This window comes from Terribacillus sp. JSM ZJ617, assembly GCF_044383785.1.
Classification (GTDB): domain Bacteria; phylum Bacillota; class Bacilli; order Bacillales; family Amphibacillaceae; genus Terribacillus.
Genome location: NZ_JBISEQ010000001.1, coordinates 901276 through 923438, shown reverse-complemented (window position 1 = coordinate 923438; position 22163 = coordinate 901276). Strand labels below are relative to the sequence as shown.

The following is a 22163-nucleotide window of genomic DNA, read 5'->3' as shown; positions in this document are numbered from 1 at the left end:
CATAACAAAAGACCCGCCTCCCGGCGAGTCCTTTCTATGCCAAATACGCTTCCGTAATCGTCGGATCCGCCAGCAGTGTCTGGCCTTTGCCGCTGCGCCAGATGCTGCCGGTTTGGAGGACGTAGCCGCGGTGGGCGACTTTGAGTGCTTGGAAGGCGTTTTGTTCGACGAGCAGGATGGTCATACCGTCGTCATTGAGTTCTTTGATAATATCGAATATCTGTTCAACGATGATTGGGGCTAAGCCCATGGATGGTTCGTCGAGCATGAGCAGGTCAGGGTCCATCATCAGAGCCCGGCCGATGGCTAGCATTTGCTGCTCGCCGCCGCTCATCGTACCGCCGAGCTGATGAAGCCGTTCCTTTACTCGCGGGAAATAGCCGAATACCTTCTCCATCCTTTGTTCAATCAGCTTTTTATCCCTTACCCCGAATGCGCCAATCTGCAGATTTTCCTTCACCGTCAGCTTCGGGAAGATCCTTCTTCCTTCCGGTACATGCGCTACACCAAGCTTCGTCGTCTGGTGGGCTTTTCGAGAGGTGATATCTTGGCCCTTATACATGACAGAACCTTCCTTTATCGGCATGAGTCCGCTGATAGTTTTCAGAGTAGTAGATTTTCCGGCTCCGTTACTGCCGATCAGCGTAACGATTTCCCCTTCCTCTACCGTCAGGTCAATTTGCTTCAGTGCTTGGATTGCGCCGTAAAAAGCAGTCACTTGTTTCAGCTCCAGATAGCTCATCCTTCCGCCTCCTGTTCCTCGGCCGCTCCCTTACCCAAATACGCCTCGATGACCTTTTTATCATGGCGTACTTGGGCTGGCAGTCCTTCTGCAATCAATTCTCCATGGTCCAGTACATAAATATAATCCGAAATTTCCATGACAAGCTTCATATCATGCTCAATTAAGATGATCGTCATATCCATCTCTTGTTTGATTTTTTGGATAAGACCTGTCAAGTCCGCCGTCTCTTTTGGGTTCATACCGGCAGCAGGTTCATCGAGCAGCAGGACGGACGGCTTCGTCGAAAGCGCCCTGGCAATTTCCAAACGTCGCTGACTGCCATATGACAAGCTGGCAGCTTCATCATTGTAATGCTCTTCCAGTCCGACATATTCCAGCAGCCGATATGCTTCCCGTTCGGCTATTCGTTCTTCCTTATCCACTCCTGGCAAATGAAAGATCGTCCCGAAAATACCTGCCCTCAAATGTGTATGCATACCGACTAGTACATTTTCCAAAACAGTAATTGGGCCGAACAGGCGGATATTCTGGAATGTACGGGAGATTCCTTTTTTAGCAACCGCATGTGGTTTTAGACCACCGATTGACTCCCCGCGCAGCTTGATGCTACCGGATGTTGGTTTATAAACACCAGTAATCATATTAAAAAAAGTTGTCTTGCCAGCGCCGTTCGGACCGATTACAGCTGTTATCTTATTGGCTTCGGCCCGTAGGCTGATTTCCTTATTGGCAGTCAATCCTCCGAATGTTTTGGTCAGTTTCTCAACTTCCAGTATTGCCATGTTCATCCTCCTTTGGTGCACCAACGGATTGCAGTCGTTTCTTCATGCCCTTCTCAGATAAAAATTTGCGTTTATCATATACGACATTCTTTGCCGGTATCAGGCCTTTCGATCGATACAGTGCAAACAATATGAGCAATGCGCCAAAGAAGAAGCGCTGCATTTTCACCGGTGACATGGCATCCGGCAAGGTGATGATGCCTGCGGTGCTTAAGCTGTTGAACCACATCGTCAGTTCATTCAGCACTTGGGCATTCAGGATGGTCACGACGGCAGCACCGAGGATGACACCGGGCACACTCCCCATCCCTCCGAGCAGAACCATGACAAGAATATTGATCGATTGGAGCATCGTGAAACTGGTTGGGTCAATGAATGCTTGCTTGGCAGCAAAAACGACGCCCATCATACCAGAGAATGATGCGCCGATTGCGAAAGCCATCAGCTTCGTTTTTACGAGCGGGATGCCCATCGCTTGAGCCGCAATTTCATTTTCACGAACAGCTTTCCAGGAACGGCCCAGTTTCGAATGCTCCAGACTGCGGACAGCGAAAATGACGAAAAGCAAAATGAACAAAACGACAAAATAAATCTGGTTGGAATAAAGCAGCTCGATACCGAAAATCTTAGGTGGTGCGATTGAAGACAAACCTAGTGCACCATTCGTAATATTGACTGGCTGATCCATGTTATTGAAAACGATCCGGATGATTTCCCCGAACCCCAGTGTAACAATGGCCAGATAATCACCTTTCACCCGCAGCACCGGGATTCCAAGCAGCACACCGAACAGTGCAGAGACGAAACAGCCGATGATGATGAAGATCCAGAAGCTGTTCCCCGATAACGGATACGTACCGAACGGCATGAAGTTGGACGCCTGAGCTGTGGCGAAAATACCGTATGTATAAGCCCCGACGGCAAAGAAGGCCACAAAACCAAGATCCAATAACCCCGCCATTCCGACGACGATATTCAAACCAAGTGCCATGCTCACATATATACCGACAAGCGTTGCTACATCCATGTATTCCTGATAAGCAGGTCCCTGCATCGCAGAAAATGGCAGGATGAAGAACATGATGGCAAGACCGATTGCCCACTTTGACCAGTTCGGCAGCTTGGTATAGTACAAGAGCAAAAACGATAACAGCAGCAGCAAAAATGCCGCGACCGAACGCTGTGCCAAGATCAAGCTAAGGGAAGTGAGGGCGATATAGCCGACTAAGAGCCCGAGCTGCAGCCACTTGTTCCCACGAATTTGTTCCAGGATTTTTTTCATATGTCACCTACACTTTCTCGATTGCGGCTCTGCCGAACAAGCCTTCTGGCCGGAATATCAATACGAGGATAAGGATGGCGAAAGCAAACACATCTTTGTATTCGGAGCTAAGGACGCCCGCTGTTATTGCTGAAAGATTTGCAGCTGCGAACATTTCCAATAGTCCGAGCAGCATACCGCCAGCCATGGCACCGCGGATATTTCCGATTCCGCCCAAAACCGCCGCAGTGAAGGCCTTCAATCCAAGGATAAAGCCGATATATGGGTCGATCGTGCCATAATGAATTGCGAACAGCACTCCCGTTGCACCGCCTAAAGCTGATCCGACAAAGAAGGTAACGCTGATAACTTTATTTACATTCACACTCATCAGGGAAGCGGTATCCTGATCCTGCGCAACAGCACGCATGGCCAGTCCCCACTTTGTCCGATTGACGAAAAACTCCAATGCGATCATCATCAGAATCGCAACGACGATGACGACGAGGAAAGAATAGCGGATGTTCAAGCCGCTAATCGACACACTGCCTGGGAAAAGCGATGGTGTATTGACGATATAGTTATTCTGCTGTGTCTCTGTGATAAAGCGGACAATGTCCTGCAGCAGAAAGGAAACGCCGATTGCTGTAATCAAGGTGATCAATTTCGATGCTTTTCGGAGCGGGCGGTATGCAAGTCGTTCGATACCCATGCCGAGCATACCGGTTAGCCCTCCTGTAATTACTAAAACAAGAAGCAAAACGAATATCGCTGGCATGACAGCAACCCAGCCAAGACCAGTCAAGCCGATCAGTACGGCTGTTCCGATAAAAGCTCCTGCCATGAAGATTTCTCCGTGAGCAAAGTTGATAAGTTCCAAAATGCCGTAAACCATCGTATAGCCGAGAGCGATGATTGCATAGATAGCTCCAAGCGTCAGGCCATCAATCAGCACTTGCGGAAGTGTATCCCAAACCTGTGTCATCATTCCAACTCCTTTCTTTCTGTAATGAAAAAGGATATGGTTCCGTGACCATATCCTTTTCACTTCTTACTGTGAAATTTCGCCTTGGATTTTGGCTGGATAGCTTGCTTCATCGAATTTGTAAATGAATATTTTTGCGAATTCGTTATCGCCTTTATCGTCAAAGCTGACCTGAGTCATTTCCCCTTCATAATCATCGACTGCACGTACAGCAGCTGCGACTTTATCTTTGGCAGGAAGCTTGCCTCCGTTTTCCTCAGCTGCATCCAGTATGCCTTCCATCAGCACCTTGGCTGAATCATAGCCATAAATGGAGAAGGATTCCGGTTTGGCTCCATATTCTTCTTCATAGTTTTTAGCAAATTCAGTCGCACTTGAATCGCCGGCTACCGAAGTCAGATAAACATTGCTGACGGTGTCACCAGCAATCTCGACAAGTGTGGAGGAATCCATTCCGTCACCACCCATAAAGGCTGCATCGATGCCATTATCACGTGCCTGCTTGATCAGCAATCCACCCTCTGAGTACAGGCCGCCAAAATAGACAAGATCCGGATCAGCCGCTGATACTTGATTCAGCACACCATTGAAATCTTTCTCTCCGACAGTGATTCCAGCTTCCCCGACGATTTCGGCACCCTCTTCTGCAGCTGCCTCAGCAAAAGCAGTTGCCAAGCCTTGCCCATAAGCTGTCTTATCATTGATGACAAAGATTTTCTTTGCACCGATTTCCTGGACTGCATATTCAGCACCAGCTGGTCCTTGGAAATCATCTCTCGCTACAATCCGGTTGACCGATTTCAATCCACGATCGGTTACATCCGTTGCTGTTGAAGCCGGCGATACAGAAGGGATATTATAACGTTCATACACTTCGCTTGAAGGTATGAAGACTCCAGAGTTCAAATGAGCCACGACACCGTACACATCTTGATCGGAACCGATGATCTGCGCGTTGGAAACCCCTTTCTGCGGATCACCTTGGTCATCGTATTCCACTAATTCCAGACTGAAACCTGCTTCCTCGAAAGCAGCTTTTTCCTCTTCCACCGCCATAGCAGCTCCATTTTTAATCGCTTCTCCTAATGTCGCACTGCCGCCGGACATTGGTGCTTGAAGCGCAATCTTCACCGTCTCGCTGCTTCCTCCGCCCGATGCAGAATCCGTATTACCGCATGCCGCCAAAAAACCAAGTGCCAATGTACTTGTCATAGCTAAAGCCATTACTTGCTTCCTCATCTGTCTTCCCCCTTTGCTTCCTTCAGCGTTTGTAAGATTATGTACGTGCCGCCTCGAAGTTAGGTCTAATAATATACAGGCTGAAGAAGCAAGTCAAGATAGTTTTTAGAAAATTATTAATATTGTGTATATTTGTTAGAAACCCTGACAAACCGCGGTTTTTAGGAGATGTTAGCGTATCTAACAAAAAAAAAGAGCACCTGCCAATATGGCAGGTGCTCTCAAAACTTACGACCACCACATCGTAGTGGCAGGTTCATTTATCACGACATTTTTCAAATTATCGACAGCTCGCTGGAAGCCTTCTTCGATCGACATCAACGAGTCTTCATGCTCAATGCTGATGACATAGTCATAGTCATATGTGCGCAGCGCACTGATCATCTTATTCCATTCCTCTTGACCGTGTCCGAGCCCGACTGTGCGGAAGTTCCATGCCCGCTGTTTGATATTGCTGTACGGCTGCATGTCAGTCAGGCCATACATGTTCACATTTTCAGGGTCGATATACGTATCTTTGGCATGGAAATGATGGATTGCGCCAGCTTTTCCGAGTATCTTAATGGCAGCGGTTGGGTCGATTCCCTGCCACCACATATGACTTGGATCAAAGTTTGCTCCGATAGCATCACTCGTCAGCTCTCGAAGCTTGAGCATTGTATATGGTGTGTGAACGAGGAAGCCGCCGTGCAATTCCAGCGCAATTTTGACTTGATGCTCCTCTGCAAATGAGCCAAGCTCCTTCCAGTAAGGAACAAGCTTCTGTTCCCATTGCCAGTTCAGCACATCGCCATATTCAGTCGGCCAAGCGGTGACCGGCCAATTCGGCTTCGTTGCACTCTCTTCAGAACCTGCCACGCCGGAAAAACAGTTTACAACCGGAACACCCATTTTAGCAGCAAGCTTGATCGTCTTACGCAGAGTCCAATCCGATTCTTCGGCAAATGTCTTGTCCGGTGATATAGGGTTGCCATGGCAGCTGAAAGCTCCGATCGTAACGCCGTATTTCTCAAATGCTGCTTGGTATTGCTTCAACGCATCCTCACTCTGCAGCAGCTCATCAATCGGGCAATGCGCATTTCCCGGATAGCCGCCGGTGCCTATTTCCACTGTATCCAATCCTGCTTGTTTCACGCGCGCAAGCATATCCTCGAGTGAAAGCTCCTGGAACAGAACCGTAAAAACGCCTAGTTTCATGCTTGTTCCCCTTTCTCTACTGCCTCTGGTGCAAGCGAAATTATTTTTTTTGTGCCATTGGAATCCAAGGCTGCCAAGATGACAGCTAGCGCGGATCGGCCTTTTTCTGCCGTAATTGGGCATGTGGAATTGTTTTCGAGTACACAGCTGGCAAACGCGTCCACGACGCCAGAATTCGATTGCGTCTGGGAATCATTCGTTTGAATAGCTCCAAGTGAATGATTACTGCGATTTCCGTTATGATACTCGACAACCAAACTGTATTCAGGGCTTTCCTCGAGTCGGATGACCCCTTTCTCGCCATAAATAATCGTGGAATTGTCTTCTTCCGCTACATACGACCAGCTGGCCGTAAGTGTCCCGATGATTCCTGACTTTGTACGTAATACCGCAACTGCATTATCATCCACGTCTGCATAAGGCTTTGCCAACGTATCGACAAATGCCGCTACTTCGTGAATCGGTTCATCGAGAAGGAATTCAATCAAATGGGATTTATGCACGCCCAGATCACCAAGCGCTCCGATATAAGCTTTGTCTTTATCAAAGAACCAGCTGTTTTTCCCATCAATACTCCACTGTTCCGGGCCTCCGTGACCGAATGTCGTCCGGAAGCTGTAGATCTTGCCAAGCTCGCCGTTTTGAATCATCTCCCGCGCCTTTTGATGAGATGGGACAAAGCACTGATTATGTGCTATGAGCAGAAGCTTGCCGCTCGCCTTTTGTGCTGCGATCATGTCATCCGCTTCCTCCAATGTCGTTGCCATCGGCTTTTCACAAAGCACATGTTTCCCCGCTTGCAGAGCAGCGATCGATACCGGTGCGTGCAAATGGTTGGCAGCACAAACGATAACGGCATCGATTCGTGGATCCTCGATCAGCTCTTCATATTCGGTATATGCTGTTGCGTTATATTCTTTGGCGATTTCCTCCGATCGGCTCGGCACCACATCACAAACAGCAGTGATTTCAGTATTTGGGTTGTTTTCAAGCTCCGGTAAATGGCGATTACGTGCAATACTTCCTAGTCCGACTACTCCTACGCGTAAGGTTTTCATTATCCAGCAGTACCTCCAAGTTTATTATTCTTTGACAGATCCGCTTGTAAGACCAGCGACGATACGACGCTGGAACAAGAGTACGAGAACAACGATCGGAATCGTCACGATAACGGTTGCAGCAGTGATATCTCCCCACGGAACAGTGTATTGACTTTGATAGAAAGAGATACCGACTGGTATCGTGCGCCAGCGATCATCGGTGTTGATCGTCAAGGCAAATAGATATTCATTCCAGGCAGCAATAAAGACAAGAATGGCTGTCGTAAACACGCCTGGTGCTGCCAGCGGGAAGATTATTTTGCGGAATGTCTGGAACGGAGTAGCACCATCCAGCTTCGCTGATTCTTCCAATGCAAGCGGAATTTTGATGAAAAATGTCGATAGAATCCAGATTGCCAGAGGCAAACTGATCGTAATGTACGGGATTACCAGACCTAGATAGCTGTTGCGCAAGCCTGCATCGGTGACAAAGTTGAAAATCGGTGATAGGACTGCGATTTGCGGAAACATGGATGCAGCAAGCACCAATCCTAGAATTAATCCTTTGAAGCGGATCGGCAGCCGTGTGACCGCATAGGCTGTGAATGATGCGACAATGATGGAGATGATCGTGGTGAGCGTTGCCACAACAAAGCTATTCAGCATGTACATAAGCAACGGCCTTGTTTCCAATGCCGATGCATAGTTATCCAAGGTCATATTGCTTGAGAACCATTGGAAGGAGGAAAAAATTTCTCCCTGTGGTTTAATTGATGTCAGGAACACCCAAATAAACGGGAACATGACCAGGAATACAAAGATAATCAAAAAAATGTAGAAGCCGACGCCAGCACGTTTTACCATACTATTCTCCTCCTCCGTCCTATTGTTTTAGCCTTCCGCTGAACAAATCCGAGCCGATCAGCTTGATGAAAATCGTACTGAGCAATGCGACACTCAAGAATACAATTACACTCAAAGCAGAACCTGCACCGAAATTCTGCTGTTCAAACAGCAGTTTGTAAGCATAGACGCTGATGGATTCCGTCGAGTTGGCTGGACCTCCCCCAGTAAGGACGTAGATAAGGTCGAACACACGGAAAGCATCCAATGCACGGAATAAGACTGCAACTAGGATTGCCGAACGGATCATCGGCAGAGTGATGGAGATGAACTGCTGGAATTTATTTGCCCCGTCCACTTCCGCTGCTTCATAGAGCGAGCGAGGAATGGTCTGCAAGCCAGCTAAAAGTAAAAGTGCCATATACGGTGTCGTTTTCCAAATGTCTGCAAACATGATAGAGAACATACCGCCCGCCCCAGTCGAAAGCAGTGCACCTGGATCATCAATGAGACCGAACTGAGCCATATAATGAGCCATGATACCGGATTGGCCATCAAACAGGAAGGTCCACATCATTGCCGCTACCGCTGTCGGAATCGCCCATGGCACGAGTACAGCAGCGCGGACAAGCCCACGTCCAATGAACACACGGTTGATCAGTAAAGCAACAGCTAACCCAATGGCAAGTTCGACACCTACAGTAACGACGGTGAACAATAACGTGTTAAGCATCGCCGTCCATGTACGTCCATCACCAAGGTAAGTTGTATAATTCTTTAACCCGACAAAGTTCGGCTCAAGAATCGAACCTTGTGTATTCGAAAGCTGGGATTCCAGGTCCGTCAGCGGCTGGACAGCTTCCTCAGGAGCACTTTCCCGCAAAGCCTGGACAGCGGCCGTCTGCTCATCCAACGTGTTGGCAAAGCCATCCGCCCACTCCTCGGGCACCTCTGTCAGCCGGAGCTCCTCATCGTTTACAGGCTGGAAATTTTCCAGCATAGTGTTGACTTCTTCATACCGGTCTGCAAGTCCTTCATCGGTATTCAATAATGTTTCATGCTGTTCATCCAATGCTGTTGTGATATCATCCAATGCCCCGCCCGCATCCGGCATCGCTTCTCTGACATCTTCCATTGTGTCGTAAACGAGATATCGGTTATCGGCATAGGTCTCGAGATTGATGCTCAAGGAGGAAATCCGCTCTGCTTTGGCCGGGTCATTCAAGCGGTAATCGAACAAGCTGTTCCATGCTGACAACATAATCGGCCAAATGATGATGACGGCAATAAGAATGATAGACGGTGCGACCATCGCGTAACCAAGCTGCCGTTCACTCAGCTGAAACCGTCTTTTTTTCGGTTGCTTCATACACTCAGCTCCTTTAATTGGTTACGGATTCCAACGCAGCTTGCATTTTCGTCTCCATACGCTCTACCGCTTCCTCAGCAGTAATATCTCCTGCCATCGCACGGGAAAGCTCGATTTGCATGATATCGGAGATTTCTGGATAAATTGGCGTAATCGGGCGCGGTATCGCATTCTGAAGCGAATCGTAGAAATCCTCGCTTGCAAGAACGGCACTGACATCCGTGATCTCTTTATCATCATACAAAGCTTCCAATGTCGGAGCTTTACCGCCTTCGAGTGCGCTGATCTTCTGCCCTTCTTCTCCGCCCATCCATTTCACGAAAGTCCAGGACGCTTCTACTTCATCGGAGTAGCGGTTGATCATCCGCATCCATCCTCCAAGTGATGACGCAGCTCCTTCACTTCCGGCCGGAAGCGTAGCAATGCCGACATTCCCTGCCACCTTTGATATCTCCGGATCATTCGCTGTATCATTCAAATATGGCCAGTTCCTTGCATAGACGGCATTTCCTTCATTGAAAGAAGACTCTGTGTCGATTTCCTGGAAGTTAAGTATATTGTTCGGAACAAAATCACTATTCGTTATGTCGATCATCTTCTGCAAGCCTTCAATTGCTTCAGGGCTGTTAATGACAACGTTTCCATTAGCATCCAATACCTGACCGCCGTAGGAGTAAATATACTCAATGGCATTGGTCACGATGCCCTCATACTGAGCTGCTTGCATAAGATAGCCGAATTCGGTACCTTCCTTCCCCATATTCTCTTGGGCTAATTGTTCCAGCTCATCCCAGGTTTTGGGCACTTGATCGGTTATGTCCGTCCGATAATAAAGCAATCCTGCATCTGCATAACCAGGCATAGCATACTGTCTGCCGTTATATCTGCCTGCCTCTACCGTAGCCGGGAAGTAAGCGTCCATATCCACCTGATCCCGTTCAATCAATCGGTCAAGCGGCAGCACATAGTTTGCCTGGCCGAACTCTGCAGACCAGACAATGTCTGCATCAAATACATCGATTTCCGGGCTTCTGCCGCTGAACATTGTCACATACTGGTTGTGGGATTCCCCAGTATCAGATGGCATTTCCCTCACCACCACATCAATGTCCGGGTGCTCCTTTTCGAATGCTTCGACTAGTATATCCGTGGCACCAGTCGTGTCCGTCCCCCTCGCGTATGTAATCTGGACTCTGTCATCACTCGCACCATCTCCGCTCGTCACGGCCGAGCAGCCTGCCAGCCCAATGCCGGCAAGTAAGGCAACCATCAGAAAGCTTCGCTTCATCACAGCTCCTCCTCGCATTTTAGTAAACGCTTTCTTTAGTGCGGTTATCTCATTCCCTCCTTTTTGTAAGATTAAGCCTATCCCCCTAATTTTTGTCTTTTCTGCAGAAGTTATAAAAAGTTTATCATAATATTGCAAACGCTTTCAATAATATTGTATATACAAGTTTCGCCAAAGAAAAAAACACGCCTGTCTCAGGCGTGTTCCGTTTCGCTTACTTATATCGTATGCAATAGCATATCAAGCAAATCATAATTTGCTTGTTTATCAGTTTTCTCATCGAGCATCGTACGCAAATCCTTCTCGATCAGCTGATTGGCTTTGATTCCGATTGCATAGCCAGACTGCCCTTCCATCAGCATATTCACCGCTTTGACACCCATTTTGTTTGCAAGAATCCGGTCAAATGCAGAAGGCTCACCGCCGCGCTGAATGAATCCAAGGACTGTTGTACGTACTTCGATATTCATCTGTTCTTCGATGAATTTCTGGAGTTCATCCAAATCATACATCCGTTCCGTGACAACAATGATATTATCATTCCTGCCCTTGGAAATTTTGTCTTGGAGCTTCTCACAAATCTGTTCGAAGCTCAGTTTATATTCAGGCGTGGAAATGATATCTCCTTCTCCTGCTACAGCAGTGAACAATGCCAGATCACCGCAATGTCTGCCCATTACTTCGACGATGGTTGTTTTGTTATGCGATAGACCAGTATCCTTGATTCGTCCGATGGAGCTGAGCACTGTATTCAATGTTGTATCGAAACCGATAGAGTAGTCGGTGTAATCCAGATCATTGTCAATCGTTCCCGGAATGCCGATGACTCGGATGCCCAATTCATGCAGCTTTTGTGCACCTTGAAGTGAACCTTCCCCGCCGATGACGATAACATCAGCAATACCATAGTTGCGAAGTACTTCCACTGCCTGCTTTCTGCCAGATTCATCCATAAAAGCAAGCGAGCGTGACGTTTTCAGGATCGTTCCGCCTTTATTGGCGATCGTCTCAACATCAGGTGTGCGGATGATAGATAATTTGTCCTCAATCAGACCTTGGTAACCGCCTTCCACACCATAAACTTCAATATCATGATAGTTTGCCGCCTTGACGATTGCCCGTATAGCAGCATTCATACCCGGTGAATCTCCACCGCTAGTTATAACAGCCACTTTATGTAACATCAGTTCACCTCTCCACCATATATGTCTTAGTATTATTATACAACAAGTTTGGCAGGAAACAGAACAAAGACAGGCATGAAGCCTGCCTCTGTCATACAGAAATGACGAGTTTTCCGATCATGCTGCCATCTTCCAATCGTTTATGCGCTTCCTGCAGATTTTCGACGGTAAGGCCTTCAAGCTCCTCCGCTTTCGTCGTACGAATGCGTTCGTCCTCGACCAGCTCTGCCACTTTGGACAATATTTCTCCTTGTTTATATCTGCTAGGTGTTTGATGGAGCGTGCGTGTGAACATATACTCCCAGACAAGTGTCAGGCTCTTGGACGTCAGATCCGTCAGTTTGATATCCTCAACCGGGCCTGTGATGGCACAAATGATACCTTCTGGTTTCACGACTTCGATAATATCATCCCATGCCTTGTCCAGCTGATGCATACAAAAAACATAGTCGACACTATCTATTCCCAACTTTTCCAGCTGCGGATGGAAGCGTTCATGATGATTGATCACCCGTTCGGTACCATGCTGCTTGGCCCATGTAATCGTCTCTTCCCGTGAAGCAGTTCCGACTACATTCAATCCATATAATTGTGCGAACTGTGAAGCAATCGACCCAACACCGCCGGCTGCATTGACCAGCAAAATCGTTTTGTCTTTATTCGCTTCCACGTCCAGCGGGATATGCATCTTCTCAAACATAGCTTCCCACGCTGTCAGTGCTGTCAACGGCAAAGCCGCTGCTTCTGCAAAGCTAAGATTTGCCGGTTTTTTGGCAATGACTTTATGGTCGACAAGCTGGTACTCACTATTGGACCCTTGACGGGCAACAGATCCAGCATAATAGACTTCATCTCCAGGCTGGAACCCCTCTACATCCTCTCCGACTTCCTCGATGATTCCTGCTGCATCGAAGCCAAGAATGCGGAAGGTACCATCGTCCTCTTTCAGCTTGCGCTGTTTTGTATCAACTGGATTGACGCTGACAGCCTTCACTTGGACAAGCACATCCCCACCTGAGGCAGTTGGCTTATCCACCTGTTCTTCTATAAAGCTGTCTGCCTGATCCACGGATTTGTTTTTGTATATTCCGATTGCACGCATCTATTTCTCCTCCTCTATTTTTATCTGTTTATGTAAAAGCCGTCGACTTAAGACGGCTTTATACTCACTTCTTCGCTAGGCGCAGTATCGGTTCCAAGGCTTCTGACTTTCCATAGTGCGGGACGACAGCTGATGGTGCTGCTGCCCACTCGCAAGCATTTCGGATAACAGTCTGCACATTTTTATCATGGTAAGTCGGGTACGTTTCATGACCGGGTCGGAAATAGAAGATTTTCCCTTTTCCTCGATTATACGTGCAGCCGCTGCGGAAAACTTCGCCGCCTTCAAACCAGCTGATGAACAGCGTATGGTCTGGTTCTGGTATATCGAAATGCTCGCCGTACATTTCTTCTTCCGGAAGCTCAAAATACTCCCCAAGTCCCCTCGTGATCGGGTGACTTGGCTGAACCACCCAAATGCGTTCCTTCTCGCCATCCTGTCTCCATTTCAGGTCACATGTTGTGCCCATCAGGTTACGGAATATTTTGGAGAAGTGGCCGGAATGAAGGACAATCAGTCCCATACCTGCCAGAACACGCTGCTTCACTCGCTCGATAGCATCGTCATTTACTTCATCATGCGCCTTATGAGCCCACCAGATTAGGACATCCGTTTGTTCCAGCGTCGCTTGGTCCAATCCTTGCTCCGAATCATCAAGTGTCCTGGTTTGTACAGCAAAGCCTGCTTCCTCCAGGAATTCGGCAATTGCTCCATGAATGCCTCGGGGATAGATGCTTCTCACCTGGTCGTTTTCCTTCTCATGACGGTATTCGTTCCAAATGGTAACGCGCATAAGATGCTCCTTCTTGTTTTTTTATCCTATTCCCTTGTTAAGTAGCTACCCGGTTCCCTACTAGATTATGCAGTGAATTTTATTTTACTAATTACATTAGCCCTTTTCCTTCCATCTCCTGCCCAGAGAAAAAGATCCTGCAAAAAATCTGCAGGATCTCATCCGAGAAGCAGGGCACCATACACCAAAGCGCCAAGGATCACAAAGGCAGGATGCACCTTCCATCTCTCCATGAGCAAATAGCTTAACACAACCAAAATGATTGTATGTATCCAGCCTGCACTTTCATAGGATGTGCGGAAAAAGCTGATTGCCATCCCTGCCAGCAGCACAGCGATTGTCGGCCGGATATATGCTGTCATTCGCTTAACACGGGGAGAATCCTTGAACTTCGCTAAAATACTTAACAATCCAATCATTAAGATGAGTGAAGGCGCTACTGTAGCGAATAAGCCAATTGCCGCACCCAGGACCCCGGCTTGCTGGAAGCCGATAACCCCTGCCAGCTTCGTGGCAATCGGACCGGGAAGTGCGTTGGCCAGTGCCAGCATCTGGCTGTAATCAGCCGTTGTCATCCAGCCATATCTGTCCACTACTTCATTTTCGATGAGCGGAATGGTAGCTGGACCGCCGCCATATCCGACGATTCCAGGAATGAAGAAGGCAAGGAATATCTGCCAGTAAATCATGCTCCTTCCTCCTCTTTCCTTTTATCCGGTTTGACAAGTGCAAACAGGAGAAGCGCCAGGATAAGGAATGCTGGATGAATATGAAGCAGTTCAAGCAGCACGACAGATGCCGCTAACAACGCAACGATCTGCCAGCTCTTCAACCCATTACGGGATTTTTTCAGAAAATCCAATGTCATCACTGCCAGCATGACCCCAACTACAGGGATAACGGCTGTTGTCATTCCGCTGAGCCAAGGCTGGTCGCTCAATGCATCGACAAAATAAAATAAAGCGATGAGCAGCACGACTGTCGGAATGACGGTTGCGATTAATGCGCTGATCATACCGATCCAGCCGCCCACTCGATAGCCGATGTAGCCTGCAAGCTTCGTTGCTATCGGACCAGGCAAACTGTTGCCAAGTGCCAGAGTGTTACCGAATTCCTCATCGTCCATCCACTTATACTGTTTGACGACTTCCTTTTCCACAAGCGGGATCGATGCAGGTCCCCCGCCGTAACCGAGGATGCCGACACGGAAAAATGCCATAAATAATTGACAGTAGATCATGTTGTTCAACCTCTCTAATACGAAGCGATACTGCCATCAGCTCTCGCTTCTGTTCCTCCATATAATGTTCCGTTCTCCGGGTCGCGCCAAATGACTTGTCCGCGTCCGAATGTGGATCTATCCGCTTTGACCTCGATATCATGCCCTTTTCGTATCAGTGCCTCTGCAATATGCTTCGGGAAATCGGCTTCCACGTGGAATGTTCTGCCTTTGATCCACTGCCAGCGTGGGGCATCCAGAGCTGTTTGTGGGTTGAGCCCGAAATCAAGCATATTCATGACCACCTGGGCATGCCCCTGCGGCTGCATGAATCCACCCATTACACCAAACGGACCGATCGCTTGATCGTCTTTTGTCAAAAAGCCTGGGATGATTGTGTGGAAAGTCTTCTTCCCGCCTTGCAAACTATTGGCGTGCTCAGGATCGAGACTGAAATTATGTCCGCGGTTTTGCAGCGCTATACCTGTACCTGGTACAACAAGTCCGGAACCGAAGCCATGGTAGTTGCTTTGAATGAAGGAAACCATATTTCCATCGCTGTCTGCCGTTGCCAAATACACCGTTCCGCCTGCTTTCGGTTCGCCCGCCTCTGGTTCTTGTGCTGTCTCCCCGATTTCAGCCCGTCTTTTGGCCGCATAAGCATCTGACAGCAATTCCTCCACAGTGACAGGCATATGCTGCTCTTCCGTTATGTATGCATGACCATCAGCGAATGCAAGCTTCATCGCTTCCATTTGCTTATGATACGTATCAATCGATTCTTTTTCCTGGAAAGAGAATCCTTTCAAAATATTCAAAGCAGAAAGAGCAACCAACCCTTGGCCGTTCGGTGGAATTTCCCACACATCGTAACCACGGTAATTCACCGAAATTGGTTCAACCCATTCCGGCTCGTAAGCTGCCAAATCCTCTTTCGTCAGGAAGCCGCCATTATCAGCAGAAAATTCCGTCATTTTAGCAGCTAGCTCACCTTCATAAAAAGCAGCAGCATCTGTACGTGCTATTTGGCGCAGTGTTTCAGCATGATCAGGAGATCGCCATATGTCACCTATTTTCGGATACTCTCCATTTGGAGCGAATGTATCAAACCAGCCAGTGTACATAGCATCTGTACATGATGTGCTGAACTTTTGGTATGCGCGTTCCCATAGCTTCGCAACTGTCGGCGTTACCGCAAATCCGTTTTCAGCATAGTAGATTGCTGGCTGCAGCACTTCGATCAAAGGGAGCTTCCCGAAGCGCTTGCTGAGGGCAGCCCACCCGCCTGGTGCGCCTGGTACAGTTACTGGGAGGAAGCCATGCAATGGCATTTCTTCGTGTCCAAGTTCTCTCACTTTATCGATACTAATGGATTGGGGTGCTGGACCGCTGGCATTAAGGCCATACAGCTTGTCCCTGATCCAAACGAGTGCAAAAGCATCACCGCCTATTCCATTTGAAGTCGGCTCCACAACTGTCAGCATGGCTGCTGTTGCAATCGCGGCATCGACTGCATTGCCGCCCTTTTTCAGCATATCCAGTCCTGCTTGTGCAGCAAGCGGCTGCGATGTGGCTACCATTCCCTGTCTTGCAATAGTCGTCATTCGCTGAGAATGATATGGGTAATACAAATGATCTGTCTTCATTCAGAATCCCCCTTATGTAAGAAGCCCGGAATACCGGGCTTATGACCATCCTAGCAGATGATGGATCGCTTTTGCTACCCCATCAGCTTCATTTGTATCAGTCTGATAGTTTGCGACTTCCTTGACTGCATCCTGGGCATTGCCCATCGCCACGCCGCAACCAACAGCTTCGATCATCTTAATGTCATTGAGGCTGTCACCCATGGCAATTACCTGCTCCATTTTGATACCTAGCCTGTCGCATACCTTTTGCACTGCTTCTGCTTTGTTTATTCCCACTGCATTGACCTCGATATTTGTCGGACTCGAGTTGGAAAGCTCCAATTCATTTTTATCCGAAAGTGCTTTGACAATCGCTTCCCGCTTTTCATCATTGAATGTATCAAAGCCGAATTTCAGCCAATCGTATTCTTCCATATTGGCAGGGAAATTACCGCGGAATACATGCTCTGTGCTGACTGCCCAATAATGCGTGTCATACTCATCAGCCAGGCGTTTCATTTTTTTGATCAGATCATCCTCGATCAACACACGCTCGAGCAGCTCGCCATCAGCAGTCCAGATTTCACTGCCGTTTACTGTCACCAGAAAGGATTGCAGCCCAAGATCATCCGCATAAGGCTTACATGTCCGAATGCCTCGGCCTGTGCTCAAGATGACATGGACGCCTTCCTCCTGTGCTCGTTGTATCGCCTGTCTATTCGCATCCGATACCTCTTCGCTCGGGTTGAGCATTGTACCATCCATATCCAGTGCGATCAGTTTGTAATCCTTTTGTATTATGTTCTCAGCCATCCAATCTCCCCTTTATGTAAATGCTTAGTCCATGTCCATTATAGTATAGTCCCCATTATTTTTCCTTTCAGACCGATTCCAGTTAGCAAGCAGAGCTGGGAGCACACGCCAATCTGAAAAACTAGGCACACCTTCCAGCTTCCCGCCAAAGAAAACCGGCTGCAAGCCTGCATTTTTGCTGCCTGCAATATCCACTTCTGCATGATCACCAACAAAAACAGCTTCTGATGCTGCTGCCTCAACCTCGAGCAGCGCCATCTCAAAGATTGCCGGATCCGGCTTTCGCAAGCCGACCGCTTCGGAAATGATCAAGCTTTGGCAATGCCAGTACAGGCCAAGCTGTTCGATCACCTGCTGCTGAAGCAGAGCTGGTCCGTTCGTGACGACACCCAATGTATAAGACATACTCAATTCCTGCAAAGTCTCAAGCGCATCCGGAAATGCGACTGCAAACTGCGCTACCCTATCAGAATAATCAGCTGTCAATACAGGCTCCATGTTTGGATCCATGGAAAAGCGGCTTAACAGCTCTTTATACACAATCGGTTTCTCCACATAACCGTTTTCATCCAATTCCAGAAAAGCTGCTGTAAAATCTGATTCACTGACACCATGCAGCTCAGATTGAAAACGCTGGAATTGATCTGTTAAAAACCGCCGTAATGTAGTATGCCTGTCATGAATTGTCCCATCCAAGTCAAAAAGTATTGCTTTCATCCTGTCTCTCCGTTTCTCTTTTTTCTCCATCATACGCCTTTCAAGAAAGATTGTCAGTACTGCGCTATACTTACAATAAGAGGTGAGAAAAAATGAAAATATCTACCTATCATGATCATCAGGAGCAGACACTGCTGTTCCTGCATGGAGGAGGTGTTGGTGGCTGGATGTGGAGAAAGCAAATCGTAGATTTTAAAGACTACAGATGCGCTGTGGCTGAGTTGGACTTTGGGGCAGAAAATGTATCAATAGAACACTTAGCGAATCAATTGCTGAATTGGGCAGAAAAAAAGAAGGGCAATGGTAAGTTATCTCTAATCGGATTTTCCATTGGCGCACAGATTGCCTTGCAAATGGTAAGTAAGCAACCTGAATTATTCTGTTTTACGATGCTAAACAGCCCTCTTACAATCCCAGTCAATCTGCCAAAAGATATTATACGAAATACTGTCCACATAGTGCATCCATTGATCAAAATCAGAAGTTTTGCAGCATTGCAGGCGCGTTCCCTTTCTATTCCTATCGAAGACTTTGATACTTACTATCAACATAGTTTGCAAATATCCTCCATGGCTGTTATTAAAATGCTTGAAGAAAATATGCAGTTTTCCATTCCTGAAAATTTCCCTAATATTAAAACCGACATTCTTGTAACAGTAGGTGAAAAGGAGAAAAAAATCATGAAAAGATCTGCAGCTAAACTAACAAATGAAAATCCCTATTGCACCAGCCTTCTAATCGCCGACATCGGACATGGCTTTCCAGTGGAGCAGCCTCTGTTATTCAACAATCTGCTGCGTCAAAAACTGGCTGATTATCAACTTTGATTTCGATAATCCCATAGAATACGCCATTCTCCCTTTTCCTTTGTCACGTAGACATACTGCACAAAGGAAAATCGCCCGTACTTTCCTTGATAATTCTGTTGGACTGTATAGGAATAGACATCCTTATAGGTATGGCCTTTCGGTTCTGCCCGCCATTTCTTCTGCTTTTCCCCCTTTTCTATTTCAAACGAAAAGGTATCTGCACCAAAATGACGCATAAATACATGGGAACGATCCGTAACATAATCCTTAAGCGGAAAACGTGCCTGCAAATCCTTATGCAGCAAACCCCATGAGGCAGAAAATTCGCCCTTCTGTTCCAATGTATAAAAGTCTTCCACAGTCTTTTTCGCCTGATTGGGCGAAGCGTTTTTCAGTAAAAGAGCAAACAGACAAAGCAGCAGCATAATCAGCAGGCATATGGCTATCAGTTGCTTGCGGTTGATCCTCCGGTAATGATGCATAAACCAAGCCCCCTTCAGGACTAGCTTATTCACGACCGGCAGAAGGTAGTATAAAAAATGATGGGGATAAAAGCGTTTACCCAGCAAAGAATCCAAACCTGCACAAAATTGTTAAGGAAAGATTTTGCGTGAGTTTGGATTCTAAATATATGCCCGGGATTATTGCTTCTGCATCTTACCGAAGGATTCATTCGTAGCATAAAAGCCACTGCCTTTACCGGTATAGATCGACAAATCCTCTTCCTCCTCTTCTGTCGTTTCCCCTCTTAAACTGAGGAAGTAAAGGAAACTCACATCCATCTCCTTGTCCTCTGCTTTACCTTCTGGCTCCGGCTGATGCTGACGAAGTTCCTCCACATCCGCCTCCATCCCCCATTTAATATGGTTATATAAGTTTTCGAATGTCCTTTCTGCATCAGGCGTTATATTTTCCGCCATATACTCTTGTTTTACTTGCTCGAGGGTATGCGTCCGGATATAATCGATAAACTCCTCCCCATCACCATATTGGAAGAATTCTCCCCAGATGGTTGGCGTCTGCTCGCCCAATTGGAACAGCAGTAAATATTTGATCTCGAAACGTTCTCTTTCTTCAGCGTGCCGCTCACCTCGTTCAGAAGCATCTTCGGTAATTTCCCCTTCAAAGAAATCCATACAAAACTGTTTGTATTCGTCTTCAAACTGGCGCATTACTTCCCATAGACGGTGGATTTCCTTGCCAAATAATTCTTTGCTGCGAAAAATGGATGCAAGCATAAAGAAACGGAATAATCCCCGGAAATGCATATTGATTTTTTTCTGGCTCCAATCATAATGTTCTTTCCGAAAGGCATCGTTAACTTTATCTAAATAGTCAAAATCCAATGCTCGTTTCATCCTGTTGAAATGCTCTTTATCCACTATTTCTGTCGGGCGCACTTTTAATGTGTCATACTGCAGCTTCAGCTGCTCCCGGTGGCGATCTGAATTCTGCATGGGACGTTTACGCGCCCCCGTATTGTAGAAAATAGCTATTCCAACAAGAATAATCACAACTGCCAGCCCTATAACCGTAACCAATCCATCCATTAGCTTCTCCTCCTTCCCATGACAAATAGAGCTGACTCATTCGTCAGCTCTATTATGATTCCATTAGCTTTGCAATACACGCAGCAGCTCTTGATTGAATTTTTCTTTCTCATCGAACATCAAGCCATGACCGCTGTTTTCAAAAGGTATAATTGTTGAATTAACAATTCCGCCTATTGTTTCATTTGCAAAATCGAATGGACAGATTTCATCCTTCTGGCCATGGAAGATATATGTCGGAGTGCTGATATGAACAAGCTCATCGCGCAGATCTTCATCACGAAGCGCTTCCATTGCTTGAATCGTACCATGACTGCTAGCTTCCAGACCAAGGTGGAAGAACCATTCCAGGAATGGATCAGAATGTTCCTGTGCGAAGAACATATCACTGAAGTCCTCCAGCGTTTTCGGGCGATCTGCTTGCAGCTGCGCAATCATGTCATCCGCTTCTTCTTTCTTCATGCCAAACGGATAAGCATCGCGCTGTGTGAACACTGGTAATGCAGCCGACAATAGCAGCAATTTGTCCACTTTGGCAAGACCGTATTTATTCATATAACGGACAGCAATCGGACCTCCCATCGAAAAGCCGGCCAAAACAAAGCGATCCAGTCCAAGATACTCAATTACTGCGTGCACCGCTTCAGCTTGTGCATCATACGTATAGGTGTTCCATGGTTTGTCTGATTTGCCGAATCCAAGCAAATCTATACCAATAAACCGATAGCCGTGCTTCGGCAGCTCATTCATTTGATACTCGAACATCTTGTGATTTACCGGCCAGCCATGAAGAAAGACAACTGGGATGCCTGCGCCAATATCTTCTGCGAAAATGTTATATCCTGATTCTGTTTTGATGACATGTCCCATTATTATCTCCCCTTGCGGTTATAGTCTCGTTCTCTTGGTTCTTTCTTTTCTCTTGTTCTCAATTCACGGAATAAGAAAAATGCCCCAACTACACCTGAAAGAATAGTGAGCAGAAGAAATAGCGTATTGGTTGTAAATGCAAAGATTAGTAGGAAGACAAGCGCCAGGATGAAAAATCCAAAATAGCCTGCTATCTTCATACATCTCACTCCTTCCAACTTATGTTTTATGTTCTTGCTTTTATATACCCATTAGCTGCCAGTTTTAAGCAAAAGAAAAAAGCATGCCTCCCGTGCATGCTTAATGTGTGTGCAAAACAGTGCCTTCCGGTCCTATCAAGCTGATCTCCAATTCAATTTCCCGGTTGATATCATCCTCTAAGTCATGAGCCTCCACGACCTCCGCAGCTTCTCCCTTCACATCTTCCCAAACAGAATGCATTCCGTGATCAACTTCCTCTCCCTCGTTCTGGATGCGCAAGGTGATAATGCCTTCCGGCTGAAAACCAACTCCAAGCACTTCGTACGTATCATAAACAGCCAGCTCCTCAACTGCTGTATCGTTCACTTCCTCCAATGCATGACGAATCATCTCTTCGTGGATATCATTATAGGGGACAGGGTGGGTGGATCGGTCAGTGAAGAAAAAGAGCAGGCCAGCTATCACCATTGTCCCCGCCAGAGCGAGACGCAATCCAAGGCTTCGTTTCATCAGCATACCTCCATTCCT

24 protein-coding genes are annotated in these 22163 nt (G+C 47.1%); 1 reads left to right on the top strand and 23 read right to left on the bottom strand.

The features are described 5' to 3' along the window. Positions 1-34: 34 nt before the first annotated feature. The 18 genes from ACH6C1_RS04460 to ACH6C1_RS04375 all read right to left on the bottom strand — a co-directional run bounded on the left by ACH6C1_RS04460 (position 35) and on the right by ACH6C1_RS04375 (position 18205). Positions 35-742 carry an ABC transporter ATP-binding protein gene (locus ACH6C1_RS04460; RefSeq protein ID WP_374074955.1) on the bottom strand — a complete coding sequence of 236 codons (708 nt, stop codon included), beginning with the start codon at positions 740-742 and terminating at the stop codon, positions 35-37. Then, positions 739-1527 carry an ABC transporter ATP-binding protein gene (locus ACH6C1_RS04455; RefSeq protein WP_374074953.1) on the bottom strand — a complete coding sequence of 263 codons (789 nt, stop codon included), beginning with the start codon at positions 1525-1527 and terminating at the stop codon, positions 739-741. Before ACH6C1_RS04455 ends, ACH6C1_RS04460 begins: the two co-directional genes overlap by 4 nt. Next, positions 1508-2809, bottom strand: coding sequence for a branched-chain amino acid ABC transporter permease (locus ACH6C1_RS04450; RefSeq protein ID WP_374074951.1), 1302 nt, complete (start codon positions 2807-2809; stop codon positions 1508-1510). Before ACH6C1_RS04450 ends, ACH6C1_RS04455 begins: the two co-directional genes overlap by 20 nt. Positions 2810-2816: 7 nt before the next feature. Next, positions 2817-3776: a branched-chain amino acid ABC transporter permease gene (locus tag ACH6C1_RS04445; RefSeq protein WP_374074949.1), complete on the bottom strand. Its 960-nt coding sequence runs from the start codon at positions 3774-3776 to the stop codon at positions 2817-2819. A gap of 63 nt (positions 3777-3839) precedes the next feature. Then, complete coding sequence (locus tag ACH6C1_RS04440) at positions 3840-5012, bottom strand: branched-chain amino acid ABC transporter substrate-binding protein (RefSeq protein ID WP_374074946.1); 1173 nt, start codon at positions 5010-5012, stop codon at positions 3840-3842. Positions 5013-5240: 228 nt separating this feature from the next. Then, on the bottom strand, positions 5241-6209 hold the full coding sequence (locus tag ACH6C1_RS04435) for a sugar phosphate isomerase/epimerase family protein (RefSeq protein WP_095224176.1): 969 nt from the start codon (positions 6207-6209) through the stop codon (positions 5241-5243). Beyond that, the gene (locus tag ACH6C1_RS04430) at positions 6206-7267 is read right to left on the bottom strand and encodes a Gfo/Idh/MocA family protein (protein ID WP_095224177.1); all 1062 of its coding nucleotides are present in this window, start codon (positions 7265-7267) and stop codon (positions 6206-6208) included. Before ACH6C1_RS04430 ends, ACH6C1_RS04435 begins: the two co-directional genes overlap by 4 nt. 24 nt (positions 7268-7291) lie before the next feature. Continuing rightward, complete coding sequence (locus ACH6C1_RS04425; protein WP_095224178.1) at positions 7292-8113, bottom strand: carbohydrate ABC transporter permease; 822 nt, start codon at positions 8111-8113, stop codon at positions 7292-7294. 19 nt (positions 8114-8132) lie between these two features. Then, complete coding sequence (locus ACH6C1_RS04420) at positions 8133-9461, bottom strand: carbohydrate ABC transporter permease (RefSeq protein WP_374074943.1); 1329 nt, start codon at positions 9459-9461, stop codon at positions 8133-8135. 13 nt (positions 9462-9474) lie between these two features. Then, entirely contained in the window at positions 9475-10749 is a 1275-nt protein-coding gene (locus tag ACH6C1_RS04415) for an ABC transporter substrate-binding protein (RefSeq protein WP_374074941.1), read from the bottom strand. Between the two features lie 218 nt (positions 10750-10967). Beyond that, positions 10968-11933, bottom strand: a complete 966-nt coding sequence (gene pfkA / locus ACH6C1_RS04410) for a 6-phosphofructokinase (RefSeq protein WP_095224181.1) — start codon at positions 11931-11933, stop codon at positions 10968-10970. 91 nt (positions 11934-12024) lie between these two features. Continuing rightward, the gene (locus tag ACH6C1_RS04405) at positions 12025-13035 is read right to left on the bottom strand and encodes a zinc-binding alcohol dehydrogenase family protein (protein ID WP_374074939.1); all 1011 of its coding nucleotides are present in this window, start codon (positions 13033-13035) and stop codon (positions 12025-12027) included. Positions 13036-13099: 64 nt separating this feature from the next. After that, on the bottom strand, positions 13100-13828 hold the full coding sequence (locus tag ACH6C1_RS04400; protein WP_374074937.1) for a ThuA domain-containing protein: 729 nt from the start codon (positions 13826-13828) through the stop codon (positions 13100-13102). Positions 13829-13986: 158 nt separating this feature from the next. Further along, the gene (locus ACH6C1_RS04395) at positions 13987-14517 is read right to left on the bottom strand and encodes a chromate transporter (RefSeq protein WP_095224184.1); all 531 of its coding nucleotides are present in this window, start codon (positions 14515-14517) and stop codon (positions 13987-13989) included. Further along, the gene (locus tag ACH6C1_RS04390) at positions 14514-15068 is read right to left on the bottom strand and encodes a chromate transporter (RefSeq protein WP_374074934.1); all 555 of its coding nucleotides are present in this window, start codon (positions 15066-15068) and stop codon (positions 14514-14516) included. Before ACH6C1_RS04390 ends, ACH6C1_RS04395 begins: the two co-directional genes overlap by 4 nt. A gap of 14 nt (positions 15069-15082) precedes the next feature. Continuing rightward, positions 15083-16693, bottom strand: a complete 1611-nt coding sequence (ggt, locus tag ACH6C1_RS04385) for a gamma-glutamyltransferase (RefSeq protein ID WP_374074932.1) — start codon at positions 16691-16693, stop codon at positions 15083-15085. 39 nt (positions 16694-16732) lie between these two features. Further along, positions 16733-17488: a Cof-type HAD-IIB family hydrolase gene (locus ACH6C1_RS04380; protein WP_374074929.1), complete on the bottom strand. Its 756-nt coding sequence runs from the start codon at positions 17486-17488 to the stop codon at positions 16733-16735. 24 nt (positions 17489-17512) lie between these two features. Next, the gene (locus ACH6C1_RS04375) at positions 17513-18205 is read right to left on the bottom strand and encodes an HAD family hydrolase (RefSeq protein ID WP_374074927.1); all 693 of its coding nucleotides are present in this window, start codon (positions 18203-18205) and stop codon (positions 17513-17515) included. A 92-nt stretch (positions 18206-18297) separates the two neighbouring features. Between ACH6C1_RS04375 and ACH6C1_RS04370 the strand changes: the two genes are divergently transcribed. Beyond that, positions 18298-19032, top strand: a complete 735-nt coding sequence (locus tag ACH6C1_RS04370) for an alpha/beta fold hydrolase (RefSeq protein WP_374074925.1) — start codon at positions 18298-18300, stop codon at positions 19030-19032. Here the strand turns inward: ACH6C1_RS04370 and ACH6C1_RS04365 are convergent. From ACH6C1_RS04365 to ACH6C1_RS04345, 5 genes are all read right to left on the bottom strand, one after another. Beyond that, positions 19023-19496 (bottom strand): hypothetical protein, encoded by a 474-nt coding sequence (locus ACH6C1_RS04365; RefSeq protein ID WP_374074923.1) that lies wholly within the window; start codon positions 19494-19496, stop codon positions 19023-19025. The two genes, ACH6C1_RS04370 and ACH6C1_RS04365, sit on opposite strands and share 10 nt — an antisense overlap. A gap of 159 nt (positions 19497-19655) precedes the next feature. Then, positions 19656-20564 carry a hypothetical protein gene (locus ACH6C1_RS04360; RefSeq protein WP_374074920.1) on the bottom strand — a complete coding sequence of 303 codons (909 nt, stop codon included), beginning with the start codon at positions 20562-20564 and terminating at the stop codon, positions 19656-19658. A 63-nt stretch (positions 20565-20627) separates the two neighbouring features. Further along, positions 20628-21434: an alpha/beta fold hydrolase gene (locus ACH6C1_RS04355; protein ID WP_374074918.1), complete on the bottom strand. Its 807-nt coding sequence runs from the start codon at positions 21432-21434 to the stop codon at positions 20628-20630. Positions 21435-21436: 2 nt separating this feature from the next. Then, complete coding sequence (locus tag ACH6C1_RS04350) at positions 21437-21634, bottom strand: hypothetical protein (protein WP_095224191.1); 198 nt, start codon at positions 21632-21634, stop codon at positions 21437-21439. A 100-nt stretch (positions 21635-21734) separates the two neighbouring features. Beyond that, positions 21735-22145, bottom strand: a complete 411-nt coding sequence (locus ACH6C1_RS04345; protein WP_374074915.1) for a hypothetical protein — start codon at positions 22143-22145, stop codon at positions 21735-21737. Positions 22146-22163 lie beyond the last annotated feature (18 nt).

Coding starts and splice junctions, on each gene's coding strand:
- ACH6C1_RS04460 (WP_374074955.1), bottom strand. CDS start 742: ATGAGCTATCTGGAGCTGAAACAAGTGACTGCTTTTTACGGCGCAATC.
- ACH6C1_RS04455 (WP_374074953.1), bottom strand. CDS start 1,527: ATGGCAATACTGGAAGTTGAGAAACTGACCAAAACATTCGGAGGATTG.
- ACH6C1_RS04450 (WP_374074951.1), bottom strand. CDS start 2,809: ATGAAAAAAATCCTGGAACAAATTCGTGGGAACAAGTGGCTGCAGCTC.
- ACH6C1_RS04445 (WP_374074949.1), bottom strand. CDS start 3,776: ATGATGACACAGGTTTGGGATACACTTCCGCAAGTGCTGATTGATGGC.
- ACH6C1_RS04440 (WP_374074946.1), bottom strand. CDS start 5,012: ATGAGGAAGCAAGTAATGGCTTTAGCTATGACAAGTACATTGGCACTT.
- ACH6C1_RS04435 (WP_095224176.1), bottom strand. CDS start 6,209: ATGAAACTAGGCGTTTTTACGGTTCTGTTCCAGGAGCTTTCACTCGAG.
- ACH6C1_RS04430 (WP_095224177.1), bottom strand. CDS start 7,267: ATGAAAACCTTACGCGTAGGAGTAGTCGGACTAGGAAGTATTGCACGT.
- ACH6C1_RS04425 (WP_095224178.1), bottom strand. CDS start 8,113: ATGGTAAAACGTGCTGGCGTCGGCTTCTACATTTTTTTGATTATCTTT.
- ACH6C1_RS04420 (WP_374074943.1), bottom strand. CDS start 9,461: ATGAAGCAACCGAAAAAAAGACGGTTTCAGCTGAGTGAACGGCAGCTT.
- ACH6C1_RS04415 (WP_374074941.1), bottom strand. CDS start 10,749: ATGAAGCGAAGCTTTCTGATGGTTGCCTTACTTGCCGGCATTGGGCTG.
- pfkA (WP_095224181.1), bottom strand. CDS start 11,933: ATGTTACATAAAGTGGCTGTTATAACTAGCGGTGGAGATTCACCGGGT.
- ACH6C1_RS04405 (WP_374074939.1), bottom strand. CDS start 13,035: ATGCGTGCAATCGGAATATACAAAAACAAATCCGTGGATCAGGCAGAC.
- ACH6C1_RS04400 (WP_374074937.1), bottom strand. CDS start 13,828: ATGCGCGTTACCATTTGGAACGAATACCGTCATGAGAAGGAAAACGAC.
- ACH6C1_RS04395 (WP_095224184.1), bottom strand. CDS start 14,517: ATGATTTACTGGCAGATATTCCTTGCCTTCTTCATTCCTGGAATCGTC.
- ACH6C1_RS04390 (WP_374074934.1), bottom strand. CDS start 15,068: ATGATCTACTGTCAATTATTTATGGCATTTTTCCGTGTCGGCATCCTC.
- ggt (WP_374074932.1), bottom strand. CDS start 16,693: ATGAAGACAGATCATTTGTATTACCCATATCATTCTCAGCGAATGACG.
- ACH6C1_RS04380 (WP_374074929.1), bottom strand. CDS start 17,488: ATGGCTGAGAACATAATACAAAAGGATTACAAACTGATCGCACTGGAT.
- ACH6C1_RS04375 (WP_374074927.1), bottom strand. CDS start 18,205: ATGAAAGCAATACTTTTTGACTTGGATGGGACAATTCATGACAGGCAT.
- ACH6C1_RS04370 (WP_374074925.1), top strand. CDS start 18,298: ATGAAAATATCTACCTATCATGATCATCAGGAGCAGACACTGCTGTTC.
- ACH6C1_RS04365 (WP_374074923.1), bottom strand. CDS start 19,496: ATGCATCATTACCGGAGGATCAACCGCAAGCAACTGATAGCCATATGC.
- ACH6C1_RS04360 (WP_374074920.1), bottom strand. CDS start 20,564: ATGGATGGATTGGTTACGGTTATAGGGCTGGCAGTTGTGATTATTCTT.
- ACH6C1_RS04355 (WP_374074918.1), bottom strand. CDS start 21,434: ATGGGACATGTCATCAAAACAGAATCAGGATATAACATTTTCGCAGAA.
- ACH6C1_RS04350 (WP_095224191.1), bottom strand. CDS start 21,634: ATGAAGATAGCAGGCTATTTTGGATTTTTCATCCTGGCGCTTGTCTTC.
- ACH6C1_RS04345 (WP_374074915.1), bottom strand. CDS start 22,145: ATGAAACGAAGCCTTGGATTGCGTCTCGCTCTGGCGGGGACAATGGTG.